Origin of the sequence: Pseudomonas haemolytica (assembly GCF_009659625.1) — a bacterium.
In the GTDB taxonomy this organism is placed as follows: domain Bacteria; phylum Pseudomonadota; class Gammaproteobacteria; order Pseudomonadales; family Pseudomonadaceae; genus Aquipseudomonas; species Aquipseudomonas haemolytica.
Genome location: NZ_VOIW01000006.1, coordinates 94,517 through 107,163, shown reverse-complemented (window position 1 = coordinate 107,163; position 12,647 = coordinate 94,517). Strand labels below are relative to the sequence as shown.

At 58.8% G+C, this 12,647-nt stretch carries 11 protein-coding genes; 4 read left to right on the top strand and 7 right to left on the bottom strand.

Going from position 1 to position 12,647, the window contains the following annotated elements; all coding sequences use genetic code 11:
- Window positions 1–24: 24 nt before the first annotated feature.
- The 4 genes from FRT59_RS19780 to FRT59_RS19765 all read right to left on the bottom strand — a co-directional run bounded on the left by FRT59_RS19780 (window position 25) and on the right by FRT59_RS19765 (window position 3,139).
- On the bottom strand, window positions 25–756 hold the full coding sequence (locus FRT59_RS19780) for a hypothetical protein (RefSeq protein WP_153872123.1): 732 nt from the start codon (window positions 754–756) through the stop codon (window positions 25–27).
- A 68-nt stretch (window positions 757–824) separates the two neighbouring features.
- Window positions 825–1,376, bottom strand: a complete 552-nt coding sequence (locus FRT59_RS19775) for a hypothetical protein (protein WP_034119315.1) — start codon at window positions 1,374–1,376, stop codon at window positions 825–827.
- Window positions 1,376–1,828 carry a hypothetical protein gene (locus FRT59_RS19770; protein WP_034119313.1) on the bottom strand — a complete coding sequence of 151 codons (453 nt, stop codon included), beginning with the start codon at window positions 1,826–1,828 and terminating at the stop codon, window positions 1,376–1,378. Before FRT59_RS19770 ends, FRT59_RS19775 begins: the two co-directional genes overlap by 1 nt.
- Before the next feature lie 315 nt (window positions 1,829–2,143).
- Window positions 2,144–3,139 carry a FecR family protein gene (locus tag FRT59_RS19765; protein WP_153872122.1) on the bottom strand — a complete coding sequence of 332 codons (996 nt, stop codon included), beginning with the start codon at window positions 3,137–3,139 and terminating at the stop codon, window positions 2,144–2,146.
- 152 nt (window positions 3,140–3,291) lie between these two features.
- Here FRT59_RS19765 and FRT59_RS19760 point away from each other — a divergent pair, with 152 nt between their 5' ends.
- Window positions 3,292–3,561 (top strand): PepSY domain-containing protein, encoded by a 270-nt coding sequence (locus FRT59_RS19760; RefSeq protein WP_034119310.1) that lies wholly within the window; start codon window positions 3,292–3,294, stop codon window positions 3,559–3,561.
- 18 nt (window positions 3,562–3,579) lie between these two features.
- On the opposite strand, the gene FRT59_RS19755 is transcribed toward FRT59_RS19760, so the two are convergent.
- Window positions 3,580–8,724, bottom strand: a complete 5,145-nt coding sequence (locus FRT59_RS19755; RefSeq protein WP_153872121.1) for a dermonecrotic toxin domain-containing protein — start codon at window positions 8,722–8,724, stop codon at window positions 3,580–3,582.
- Between the two features lie 170 nt (window positions 8,725–8,894).
- On the opposite strand from FRT59_RS19755, the gene FRT59_RS19750 reads away from it, so the two are divergent.
- The gene (locus FRT59_RS19750; protein WP_153872120.1) at window positions 8,895–9,932 is read left to right on the top strand and encodes an Ldh family oxidoreductase; all 1,038 of its coding nucleotides are present in this window, start codon (window positions 8,895–8,897) and stop codon (window positions 9,930–9,932) included.
- A 40-nt stretch (window positions 9,933–9,972) separates the two neighbouring features.
- Here FRT59_RS19750 and FRT59_RS19745 read toward each other — a convergent pair whose 3' ends face one another.
- Window positions 9,973–10,293: an ElaB/YgaM/YqjD family protein gene (locus tag FRT59_RS19745; RefSeq protein ID WP_034119307.1), complete on the bottom strand. Its 321-nt coding sequence runs from the start codon at window positions 10,291–10,293 to the stop codon at window positions 9,973–9,975.
- Window positions 10,294–10,457: 164 nt separating this feature from the next.
- Here FRT59_RS19745 and FRT59_RS19740 point away from each other — a divergent pair, with 164 nt between their 5' ends.
- On the top strand, window positions 10,458–10,712 hold the full coding sequence (locus FRT59_RS19740) for a hypothetical protein (RefSeq protein ID WP_003190904.1): 255 nt from the start codon (window positions 10,458–10,460) through the stop codon (window positions 10,710–10,712).
- Here the strand turns inward: FRT59_RS19740 and FRT59_RS19735 are convergent.
- Window positions 10,705–11,604, bottom strand: a complete 900-nt coding sequence (locus tag FRT59_RS19735) for a LysR family transcriptional regulator (RefSeq protein WP_153872119.1) — start codon at window positions 11,602–11,604, stop codon at window positions 10,705–10,707. The two genes, FRT59_RS19740 and FRT59_RS19735, sit on opposite strands and share 8 nt — an antisense overlap.
- A gap of 90 nt (window positions 11,605–11,694) precedes the next feature.
- Between FRT59_RS19735 and FRT59_RS19730 the strand changes: the two genes are divergently transcribed.
- Window positions 11,695–12,621, top strand: a complete 927-nt coding sequence (locus FRT59_RS19730) for a carbon-nitrogen hydrolase family protein (RefSeq protein WP_153838275.1) — start codon at window positions 11,695–11,697, stop codon at window positions 12,619–12,621.
- The last annotated feature ends 26 nt before the right edge of the window (window positions 12,622–12,647 follow it).

The following is a 12,647-nucleotide window of genomic DNA, read 5'->3' as shown; positions in this document are numbered from 1 at the left end:
CCTTGTTGCCAAGGCCCCGTTGGATCAGAAGCGTGTGCAGACGCTGCAACCTTGGCCGATCGCCAGGCTGTTGCTGCCTTGGTTGCCCGAACCCGATTGCAGGTTCACACCGACGTTGCCGGAGTTGCGGTTAACCGAGTTGTCCAGGCTTGCGTTGTTGGACACGTATTGAGGTTTGCCACCATAACCATGGCTGCTGGCGGCCGCATTGAGGTAGCTGTTGTTGAGCGAATTTTGCTCGGTGTTGGAGGCCGCTGCGATGTTCTTGCCATCGGCCGTAGTGATTGCGAGGTTGTTTTTACCCTGGTTGCCTTGCCCGGCCTGGCCGTTGTAACCCACGTTGCCGGAGTTCCCAGTGATGGAGCCGTCCAGGGAGGCGTTATTTTGCGTGCCTTTGTTGACGAAGTTGTTGCCCGCACTGCCTTGATCCACATCGATCACCGCAAACACCGTGGCAAAGTCGCCTTTGGCACTGGAGATGGCACCAGCGTTGTCGGCCTGGTTGCCGGAACCCGACTGCGCATTCACCCCGACGTTACCGCTGTTGCTGTTGACCGAGTTATCGGCCGAGGCGTTGTTTTCGGTGTTGGTGTCGTCGAATTTGTTGTGTTCGCTTTTTTGTACATCAGTGACGACAGCAGCAACAGTACCGGTGGGTTGAGGGGTAGGGTGCCAGCCACCACCCGCTTGAGCAGCAGCAGCCATGAGCGCGGCGAGAGCGAAAACCAGTGGTTTCAGAGCCATTTGAGGTTTCATGGTGTTTCTCCTTGCTTCTAATTAGTTGGTTAAGTGTTGGTACGGTCTAACTGACGTCTACCAAGGGTTTACTTGATAGTGATGCCCAGGGTGTTAGCCACTCGGTTCCCCACCCCGGCACTCTGGTTCACCTGAATCACTCCTCGGCTGCCGGTGAAGGCCTGGTCGCTGGTAACGACCTGGCGGCTGCCAGTGGTGGAGGTGAGCCCTGAGTCGGTTGCCAGCGTCGTCGTGTTCTGTTGCAACAGGACGCTGTCATCGATGCTTTGCGGGCCAGGGTTGAGGCTGATCCGCACGGCATTGACTGATTGGTTATTGGCCCCGGCCGACTGGTTGATGCCCAGTACACCGTTGCCATTGGTAAAAGAGCTGCCCTGGATCGCCGCCTTGGCGTTCAGGGACGGGTCGACCTTGCCATTGAGGTTCTGGATGTCGACGTTGGTGGCTTGGCCACCGAGCGCAACGGCGCGGCTGTTGGACATTTGTTGCTGGTTGCCGGCCGCCTGATTGATCGACAGCACACCTTCGTACTGCTGGCCGCTGTTGTTGACCACGGCGGTGTTGTCGGCCATGGCCGAGGCGCTGCCCAGCAGGGCGAACAGCAACAGGGCGCGATTCATCACTTGCCCCCCATCATGTTGCCGAGGTTGTTCAAGGGCGCCATGCCGCGCTGGATCGAGTCGCTGATTTGCCCGCCCATGCTGCTGCCCGCACCGTGGCTGGCCGCTGCGCCCGTGCCCAGTGTCGACATGCTGTTTTGGGTGGCGCCCAGGCCGGACAAGCTGCCATTGGGCTGGATAGAGCGAGCGAGGCTGGAGCCGCTGCTGATGCCGCCAATGTCCACGTCGCTGAGTTCACCCGACATGGCGTTGATGATCTCTTTGCTCGGATTGGCGTTGGCGGTGGTGGGGTAGGGGTCAGGGCCGAAAGAGGCACGCCCATACATGTGTGCTTGAACGTTACGTCCCGTCACGATAACGCCGTCACCTGCATAGCTCGCAATGCTGATGCCGGCACTGAGTGCGCAGCTCACCAGCAGTACGTTCAGAGATGCGTGTGTGAGTGTGTTCACGGCGACGTTCCTTATTCTTCACGCTGACCCTAAACAGCGTTGTCAGAGAAAGAGCAGAAGCCGTGCCGCTTTTTGTTTATTGCCTATATTCAATAAGTTGCGCTCCAAGCGAGGCAAACTGATGGCCGGGTTGTTTCATCGTTGAAACAGTCCTCGACGCTGGGGATATGCCGGTGCGCATTTGCACCCTGTCTCAGTGATGTAACACCACCTGTGACAAAACGGTGAATCCGCACGAGACGGGCGATTCAGGCGAGGCAGGTGTTTCAAAAGTGGACACAACGGGCGCGAGCGCACCCGCTCTTGCCGCAATACTCAGCCCTTGGGCGCTTTGCGCGGGATGGAATTGAGTACGGGGCTGCCGTCCTGGTTCTGGGTCAGGTAGACCGGTAGCACCTTGGGCAGGGAGGGGACGAGGTTGTTGACCTCGCTGATGTTGTAGATACCGCCGATGCGAATCGCGCCGGTACTGGCGTCTGCGAGCATGACCGGTTTTTTCAGGTAGCGGTTGATCAGCGGCAGAGCGTCCGTCAGCGTCAGGTTATCGAGCACCAGCTTGCCCTGGCGCCATGCCAGCGCGGTGTCATCGGGTTTGATGGCGGCGACGTGTGGGGTGGCTTCACCTTGACGAAAGCTGGCCTGCATACCTGGGCTCAGCGGCACACTGGCGTGCACCCCGTCGCTGGAAATCTGCACCGAGCCCTCAAGCAACATCACCCGCACTTGCTCTTCATATTCCCAGACGTTGAACTGGGTACCTGTGACCCGTACCTGGCCTTCACCGGCCCGCACGATAAATGGGTGGTCGCGATCATGGCTGACCTTGAAAAACGCTTCGCCCTTTTTCAAGGTCACCCGGCGCTGGTTCTTGTATTGGCTGTAGACCAACTCGGTGCCCAGGTTCATCTCCACTTGGCTGCCATCGCCGAGCGTGACCTTAGTCAGGCCATCGGCCGCTTCGAAATGCTCATAGGAGCTAGGCAACCAGCCTGCCTCCCAGCCAGTAAGGGCGGCAAGCGGCAATGCCACGAGGCAGACCGCTGCGGCTACCGCGTAAGTGCGCAACCGGCTGCGCGGCTTGAACGGCACCACGGCAGGGGCGGATTCGTTGCGGGGCAGATGATCGGCCACGTCCCAGATTTCCAACATGGCCGCATATTCGAAGGCGTGCAGCGGATGGGCGTCGTGCCATTGCACAAAAGCCTGACGTTCGCCCGCCGTGCAATCACTGGCGTGCAGGCGCATGCACCAATGCGCAGCGGCGTCGGTAATAGCGTCATATTCGGCTTCTGAAAGGGGCTTTTCGCTCATTAACTCATCCTGATTTCCCACATTCTAACCTCCCAATGCCGATGGCGAGAACCGCCATCATGGCGATTGCACATCAATTGGAACTTATTCTTATTGGGTACTACCTAAAATCCCAGGACAAGTGTCCGTAATCCCCTCAATGGAGTACGAATATGTTGAAGAAAACCTTAGTCGCCCTGTGTGCAACCACCGCGCTGCTCAGCGCCGGCGCCGCCCTGGCCGATAAGCCAGGTGCGGGCTGGATCACCATCGAAAAGGCCATCGAGGTGGCGAAGACCAAGGCCGGGTACATCGAGGTCTACGCGGCGGAAGCCGACAATGACGGCTACTGGGAAGTCAAAGGGCGAAAATCCGACGGCATTGTTTATGAAGCTCGAATCGACGGCGCTTCTGGCAATGTCCTGCGCGATCAGAAAGACTGACGCCACCCGGGGGCCGGTTCAGGCCCCCGGATCCAGCAGACGCCCAAGATGGGTAATCAGGTAGGTGACTGAGTCGGCGTTGGCCAAGATTGTGTCGATGCGTTTATCGGGGTCACTCATGAAAATCTGTCGGGCGTTATCAAGGTCCTTGGCACCCGTGGTGTTGAGGACTTTTTGTTTGACGTGATAGGTAGCGGTTTCAGCGCCGAAGTCTGCCCATTTCGACTCTAGATCATCCCAGGTCTTGAACAGCATGGTGGCGGGGGTCAGCATCGACAGAGCTGTCTTGTGCAAATCTTCCAGAGTGGTTTTCATCAACTGAGCACCCGGCTTGTTCGCGTCAATCAGGTCAGAGAAAGGCCGCATGCTGTCGAGGTACGCGATGTCTTCGGTGCGGAATTTCAAGTGCGTCAATTCATGAATCAACACGCTACCCCTGGCGTGTGCGGATATGTCGAAGGGTGTGGTCAAACGATTCTGGTAATCATCCATGGCTGGATCAAAGAAACGATTGAGTAAATACAGCTTGCGTTCGCGGTCTTCGGGTATGACAAAGGCATATTCCTGCGCGCCCCCCACGCGACTGGTCCCACTGACAAAACGTTTTGAGTCGGGGCCGGTTAAAGTGGGATCACTCAATTCAGCAAGTATTCCATCAACCATTTTTTCGGTTCTATCGAGCTGATCAGAGGTGAGGCTGATGACACCGAACATTTCGCCCAAAAGCTTACCGACCCGGCTATTGGGATCCAGCAGGTTTGAAAAATGAGCAATATTGCGCTTGCAATTGACGGTGTAGTAAGTCGCTACATTCAACGCCTCATTGATCACTTGGGCCTTCCAGCTGGACAATGCGGCAATCTGTCTTATGCCGGTGGCCTCTATATTGATTGCCAGGCGTTCGTCGCTTCGCGTTCTATAGCGCGACAGGGCTTTGCCAAAACGCGGGTTATGACGACTGAGGTCCAGTACCCAGGCGCCCTGTGCATTGCGACCGATATACGGCCCGGTGTGCTCGTTGTTGCCCAGGCGCCAACGTTGTGCGGTTCGCTTGACTGAATAAACTTTACCGCCCAGTGGCACGTAGTCCTTCAAGCTCTTCTTATCGCAATAAACATGGTTGATGGGGCATTTCTCCAGGTCCTTCAGGGCAATGTCGTGATCTTCGAAAGGCTGCAACTGCGTACGCGACGCCGCCGTGACATGCAGGCTGGCCAGGCTTGTGGCGGTAGGCAGTGTTTCGTCCTCAAGCTCGGCCAGCGGTACTTCCTTTTCCGTGGGCGGTGGTTCCGCGCAGCCTTCAAGTTCCGTACGCAGTGAGGCTAATTCAGCCACACCAGAGATGAAATCTTTCAGTGCTGGCGTCCATTCATGCAACTGCAGTGCCTCAGCCGAGCGCTTGAACAAGCGGTAGCTACGCCACACAACCAGCGGATAGGCGAGTTTCCCAGCCATAAATTCCACGGCCTTGGGAATGTCATCACCCAACAGGCCGACCGCTTTGTTCCATAGCATCTGGGCATCTTTCTCGAACTGGCCGGCAAACATCTTGAGCAGCATCTGGGTATTGTCATTAAACAGGTCGTGAAGGGCATTGCCGCTTATGGCGGGCGAGGCCAGACGGATGTCGGTGGAGGGGCGGCGGTTGTTTTTCAACAAGTTCCGGTACGTGGCCTGATGCGGTGCCTCCAGGTGGTTCAAGGTCCACTCCTGGAGTTCTCCCGGCCGTTCCAATTCATCGAGCAATGCTTGCTCGTTCGCATATTCCTTGAACACATGGTTTTTGCTATAGGGCGCGTGCAGTACCAAAGGGCCGGCGCTCTGGGTTTTCGGGCCTATCAAGTACATGCCCAAGGCCTTGACGGCCGCGGCGCCCTTGGTGGCAATCAATGCCAGGGAGCGAATAATGGCCGACGCGCCGGTAAGCATCCCGCGCGCCAGGGCGTCGGGCATGTTGAAGACCTGTTGGACCATACCCAGCGCCCGTGTTGAAAGTCGTTCTCGCAGCTTTTGCTCATGGGCGTATTGCAGGGTCTGCCAGGGCAGTTGCCGACAAAACAGGCCACGCCGTTTTCGCCCTTCCTGCGTCTGAGGGTTGAGCTGGTCTTGCAGGAGCTTCTGGTAGTGGGTTTTCAGATCCAGTTGCCGGACCATCTGGATCACCGCACTCGCATCCAACGTGGCCGGCAGGGGCGTGGCCGTTCGAGAGCGTGGGCGGATGTTCTCGGCGTCCAGATCTGGCCAATGGCGCAAGGCAAACTCGGTCAGGCTGTAGACATGAACGTCGAGGGCCGGGTGTGCGGGGATCAGTACGTCATCCGGGTCGATGTGCTGCCCGGGGAACCGTGCCTGTAGCAACGCTAAAAGTGCGGTGCTCGTATGCTTGCGGATCGGCGTTATTCCATGCAGGTAGTCTTTTTCGTCCGGGGCGCTGTTGCGGTACTGCTCAAGCAGTTCTACCTGGTGGATCTGCGCCTGGGCCGACGCCATGCCCAACCAGGCGGGTAGGGCCTGCTGGTTGATCATCGCACCGGCCACCGTAATGGCCCGTGCCAGGTTGGTGGGCGCAGCCTGTGCCAATACCGTATCCAGTCGGTCTTGCAGCGCCCGTGCGGGCAACCTCATGGAAAGCAGGCGATCAACGCCGTCCATGACGTAGTCACTGTAGGTTTGCAGGCGATTGTTCAACACGTTGTCATCAATGCGTTGCAAGGGGCCCAGTCGATACACCTGGTGGGGCACACGCAGGGAGGCCAACAGGTTTTCCAGCAGGCTCAAGCGCCTGATCGGGTGCGCCAGACGCTGTGTCATTCCTTCGCGCAGGGCTGTTATCGAGGTAAAGACCTCGTGGCCGTGGCGCGGCGTCCACAGTACGACATGGCCCGAGCGCTCGGGGTCGATACCACCGCGTTCCGTCAATAAAAACGTATTGGCAAGGGGCTGCACTTTCTCGGGTGTACCCGTGGCCAGTGTTAACGCATAGGCATCGGGTAGAAAGCCGTTGATACCATGACGAGTCACGCGCGTCAGGCTTTCGGCGCGCAGCACGGCGTCAAGGATTTGCTGGCTACGCGGCGCCAGGGTGTTGTCCAGCAGCCTCAATTCAGCTTCGCTGCGCAACCCCATGAGCATCGAATGGGCATGTTTGTCGCGGCTGTTGGCAAGAAACAGGAGCGGCAAGTCGCGCATCGAGTGTTTGGCGAAAACCAGCAGTACTTGCTCGATCACGTTGTTAAAGGTGTTCAGGGTCATGCTGTGCAATTTAAGCGCGATGCCCGTGCCGGGTTGGCTGTAGAACCAGGTCCGGGACGAGGCCGCAACCGGCGAGGCCTCGAGGCTCAAACGTTCGATGAAGTGTTCAACCATGCTCAGGGACGATACCGGTGGGCGTTCTTCACGCTCTTGAGCCTGGGTGGCGTAGGTGTTGATAAACACCTCATGGGCCTTGAGGTCCTGTTGCTGTTTTTGCAGTTCAGTATTCAATGCCAGCGCGACCATGCTGCGTAAGGTCGGATGCTTTTGGCGTTCTGCGGCAAGTGCCTCCTCTGCGGTCTCAAGGCGTTGAAGGTGGAGCTTGGCACGCTCTGCCTTCACCGTAGAGGGGCGGTCGTTGCCACTGGTGACGGGGTGGACAGTCCAGCGCCCGCCTGTATCCAGTGTCGTCAGGCGGTGGTCGAGCATCATGCGTATGTCCAGGGCGTAGTCAAGCAACGCCGCCAGGTCCACTTGGCCATCGCTGCGGCGGTAGAGCTCCAGCGCGTGGTTCATATTACTGGTCTGCTTGAGCGCAATGTCTTCGACCATGCTGGTGAAAATCCCGGCCGTGGCAGGCTCTACAGCGATGTTAATCTGGTCGAGACCGATAAACGTGTTGCGCTCATCCAAGGACAGAAAATTGAGCAGCTCGTCTTCGTGTCCCGCGCTCTTGAGCATGCTCAATAACGTATCTTTCAGATCATCCAGATCTTTGAGCACCGTTAAACCGCGCCGTTGCGTGTAAAGGTAAGCGTGTGTCTCGCTGAGCGCCAAAGTGCCGGCCAGCTCCACATAATGTTGGTAGGGCGCGTACAGGCGTACCTTTTCCACGCTAAGGTTGCGGGCATATGTGCGGCGAGTGGTCTGATCACTGAGGAACATGGCCTGGAGCATATGGCTTTCGTCGGCACTGATGATGGTTTGCTGGCGTTTGAGCAGGATATCGACGCGAAACTTATCTGCCATGACCTGCGCGAAAAGGTTCAGGCGTGAGGTCCCGCTATTTGTATCCTCGTTCCAGTACGTTTGCAGCAGGCTGTCCAGTAGCCTTGAAAGTATGTTGGAGATTTGTTGGATCAGCATTTCCCAGTTCAGACGGTCTTGTTCAAGCTGGGCTGGGGTGAAAGCCGTTGTGTCACGTTTCGGGTTGACGAATTCGCGGGTTTGTTCCTTGGGCCAGGCATGTTTCACATAGAACTGCAGCAGCGCTTCGCTTAAAGGTAATGAAGCGACCCAGCGACGAGGGCCACCTGCCGTCTCTTGGGTAAAACAGTTCACCCGGGTGTCGCGTTGGTCCAGGCCGGGGAAGTGAGCGCGCGCCATGATGCCCAGCAGTGTGCCAAGCATGTCGGGCAAGGTAGGGATTTTTTGCAGTTGCTCCAGCATCGCCTGTACGTTGGCTTGTTGGCAGGCCTGGAGGGTCTGCTCCTGGTCCTCTTGCACGGAGCCCTCGACGATCTCGCTGGTGAGCGTTATGGCGGTGCCGATGGGTAACACATTGCGTTGCGCAATCGATTGGAAGCTCAGCAACTCAACGCGCTGTAGCGGGTCCGCCAACTGCTCGCCAAGCTCGGTGAGCAGCGTGGTGTGATCGTCAGCAACCTGTATGCCGCCATAAGGGGTGTACAGCAGGGCCTTGCCACCGTCCGGGCTGGGGCTCATCACGAAAGCGCCGGCGAGAACTATCGCCGGTTGCCCTGCAACGTTGATCAGCAGCTTTTCCACGCTCATAGGATGTGTGTGCACCTGGGGGTCGCGTCGGGCGGCGTCGGTGGCGTAGTACCGGGTGTGCAACCACTCCAGGTCCTTGACGGTGAGCCCCAGCGTACGTTCGCGCTCGCTCGGTGCTTTTCGGCTGTTGGACAGCAGGAACTCGTCGAAAAAATACGGCGGGGTTACGCGGACCATCGTCTGTCTCCATTGTGCTTGGGGAATGACAGGCTAAGTTCGCGTCCAGGGTGAGCAGGGGTAAATAATCAGCCCCTGTGCAAGTTGACATCAGGCGCCGGGCGTGGTGTTTAATCGACGGTCTGGATGTTCATTCGTTGCCCCCTCCAATCATAAAAACGGAGCTTCAAATGTCTGCGCAGTCTCCGACAGTTGCCACGGCTTGCACCTCAATCGGCTTCACCGAACTGGTGACATTGCTTGAACAGGTTTTTGTGAGGCACGGTACCTCGCCAGAGGTAGCCGCTGTCCTGGCGCATAATTGCGCGAGTGCCGAACGCGATGGTGCTCATAGCCATGGTGTGTTTCGTATTCCCGGGTATGTGTCCACGCTCAACAGCGGCTGGGTGAACGGCCGGGCGGTGCCGGTAGTGGAGGACATGGCCACAGGTTTCGTGCGCGTCGATGCCAGCAATGGTTTTGCCCAACCGGCCTTGGCGGCCGCGCGTTCATTGCTGGTGGCCAAAGCGCGTAGCGCCGGGATTGCGCTATTGGCCATCCATAACTCCCACCACTTTGCCGCGCTGTGGCCGGATGTCGAACCCTTCGCCGAAGAAGGCCTGGTGGCACTGAGTGTGGTCAACAGCATGACCTGCGTAGTGCCCCATGGTGCGGACCGGCCGCTGTTCGGCACCAACCCGATTGCATTTGCGGCGCCACGGGCGGACGGCGCGCCGATAGTGTTTGACCTGGCGACCAGCGCCATCGCCCATGGCGATGTTCAGATCGCTGCGCACGAAGGCAAGCGCCTGCCGCCGGGCATGGGCGTCGACAGCCTTGGCCAGCCGACTCAAGACCCCAAGGCCATTCTGGAGGGCGGGGCGCTGTTACCGTTTGGTGGTCACAAGGGCTCGGCGTTGTCGATGATGGTCGAATTATTGGCAGCAGCGCTTACCGGTGGCAACTTCTCGTTTGAATTCAATTGGTCGGATCATCCTGGGGCTCGCACGCCTTGGACGGGCCAATTACTGATCCTGATCGACCCGAGTAAAACTGCTGGGCAAAACTTTGCCGAGCGCAGCCAGGAGCTGGTGCGGCAGATGCATGCGGCGGGGTTGCGGCGGTTGCCGGGGGATCGGCGCCATCGCACACGGGCGAAGTCGCAAGAGGCAGGTATCGAGATGCAGGTGCAGGTCCTTCGGCAATTGCAGGAACTGGCTGAAGGCTAGGCAAACGGGGGGGCGCGCCAGCGGCGCAGCCCCCCATGGCTCAGCTGCGACGACCGAGCAACAGGCCGACAACCAGGCCAAAGCCTGCGGAGATCGCCACGGTCTGCCACGGGTGGCCACCGATGTAGGTTTCAGTGGCATCCACCACGGGCTTGCTGCGTTCACGTACGTTGGACACCGAGTCCAGGGCTTGCTTGAGCTTGATGGCGACCTGCTCGCGCAGGGTTTCACCTTCCTCACCCACGAGGGAGGCGCTGCTTTTGAGCAGTTTGTCCGATTCCTCGATCAGCGCGGTCAATTCGCTGAAGGCTTGGTCCTTGATTTGATCTTCGACAGCTTGGGCGGCGGTTTTGCGGGCCATTGGGTGACTCCTTGCAGGTGAATGTGACAGTGAACAATGGAGTATTGGGCAGCGGCAAAAGTTGCAGTTTTTTTCCCGGGTCGATCATCTGAGGCAAAATCCGAATCGGGAACTTTAGACCTACAGTGTAAGATGTCGCCTATTTGTGTAGCAGGTAATTCAACATGAGCTTCAATCTCGCCAACAAGACCCTCGCCGAACGCGCCGAGCTGGAAGATGAAAAGTCCCGCCTCTACGACCTATGGCAAACCAACCTGGGCAAGGCCAAGGGCGAAGCCGCACGGTTGTTCGGCGAGCGTGCCAAGCGCAAGGGCAAGTGGGCCGAATGGGTGCGTGCGGAACTTGACGGCATGTCGCCGCCGGAGTTTTCCAACATGGTGCGCAGTGAAGTCAACAAGCTGATGGCGGCGGCTAAATAAAGCCCGCCACAATGGCCTCGCGCACTTTGAGCAGCATCGGGTCGAGTTGGGCTTGGGTACGCCAGCCCAACTCCACCGGGTAGCGCGGCAGCACCAGCGGGCAGGGCAGCACACTCAGGCCGGTCATTTGCGCAATGGCTTGGGCCGCATGCCCGGGAATCGTCGCCACTGCGGCGCTGCCTTTGAGCAGATACGGCAGCGCGGCGAAATGGCTGGTGGACGCGCACACCTGGCGGCTCAAGCCTTGTGCCGCCAAGCCTTCATCGGTAATGCCGATAAACCCGCCTGACGACACCAGCACATGTTCCCGTGCAACGAATTCCTCCAGGTCGATATTCTGCTGGTCGGGCGCCAGGCTGTGCGGGTCTACCACGCAGCGATAGTCACCTTCGCCCAGCACTTGTCGACTCAGCCTGCGTTCGGCAAAGCCACCGGCGGTGATGGCCAGGTCCAGGTCACGGTCAAGCAGGGCGCCGGCGACGATCTGGCTGTGGGTCTGGCGAAAGATCACTCGCAGTTTCGGCAGGCGCTGGGCAATGGCGTCCATCAGTCGACGGCCGTAGGCAATCTCGAAGTCGTCGGACAGCCCCAATACCACCGAGCGCCCCCCGTAATGGAGATTATCCGGGCTGATCATCGCCAGGCTCTGCCGGCAGCGGTCCAGCGCCTCGCTGATCACCGGCTTCAACTGATTGGCGCGCAATGTGGGTGCCAGGCCGCGACCGGTGCGTATGAACAGTTGATCGCCATACAGCTCTCGCAAACGCCGCAGGCCAGCGCTGATCGCCGATTGCGTCACGCCCAGGCGCAATGCTGCGCGGCTGGCACTGGACTCATCGTGCAGGGCTTCGAAGGTTTTCAGCAGGTTCAGGTCGACCTGGGCGATATTCATTTGGCTCATATCAATTAGCACTGAGTTGGGCTTTATTCATGATCGAGCCTGACCTGAAAATGGGCAACCCTTATCACTGGAGTGAGCGTAATGCCCGTATCGACTGTCGCAGCCCTGCAAATCGGCGCCTTGCCTGGCGGCAAGGCTGAAACTCTGGCGCAGATCCTGGCCTATGAAGATGAAATCCAGCGCAGTGGCGCGCACTTGGTGGTGCTGCCCGAGGCGTTGCTGGGCGGCTATCCCAAGGGCGAAAATTTTGGCACGCAGTTGGGTTATCGCCTGCCCGAGGGCCGTGAAGCCTTTGCGCGGTATTTTGCCAACGCCATCGACGTGCCGGGTGTGGAGACGGAGGCGCTGGCCGGATTGTCGGCGCGTACCGGCGCCAGTCTGGTGCTTGGGGTGATCGAACGCAGTGGCAGCACGTTGTATTGCACTGTGCTGTATTTCGAGCCGGTGGGCGGTCTGGTTGCCAAGCACCGCAAGCTGATGCCTACCGGTACCGAGCGGCTGATCTGGGGCAAAGGCGATGGCTCGACGCTGCCTGTGATTGACACGGCAGTCGGGCGTATTGGAGGTGCTGTGTGCTGGGAAAACATGATGCCTTTGTTGCGTACGGCGATGTACGCAAAGGGCGTAGAGGTGTGGTGCGCGCCCACCGTGGACGAGCGCGAGATGTGGCAGGTGAGCATGCGCCATATCGCCCATGAAGGCCGCTGCTTTGTGGTCAGCGCGTGTCAGGTGCAGGCATCGCCGCAGGCGTTGGGCGTCGAGATTGCCAACTGGCCCCAAGATCGCCCGTTGATTGCCGGCGGCAGTGTGATTGTCGGGCCCATGGGGGACATCCTGGCTGGGCCACTGTTGGGAGCGTCGGGGTTGTTGACGGCGCAGATTGATACTGATGATCTGGTGCGGGCACGCTATGACTATGACGTGGTGGGGCACTATGCCCGGCCGGATATTTTTGAATTGGTTGTGGACGAGCGTGCCAGGCCGGGCGTTCGCTATATCACTGACTGAACAGGGTAAAAAGTGTGGGAGGGCGC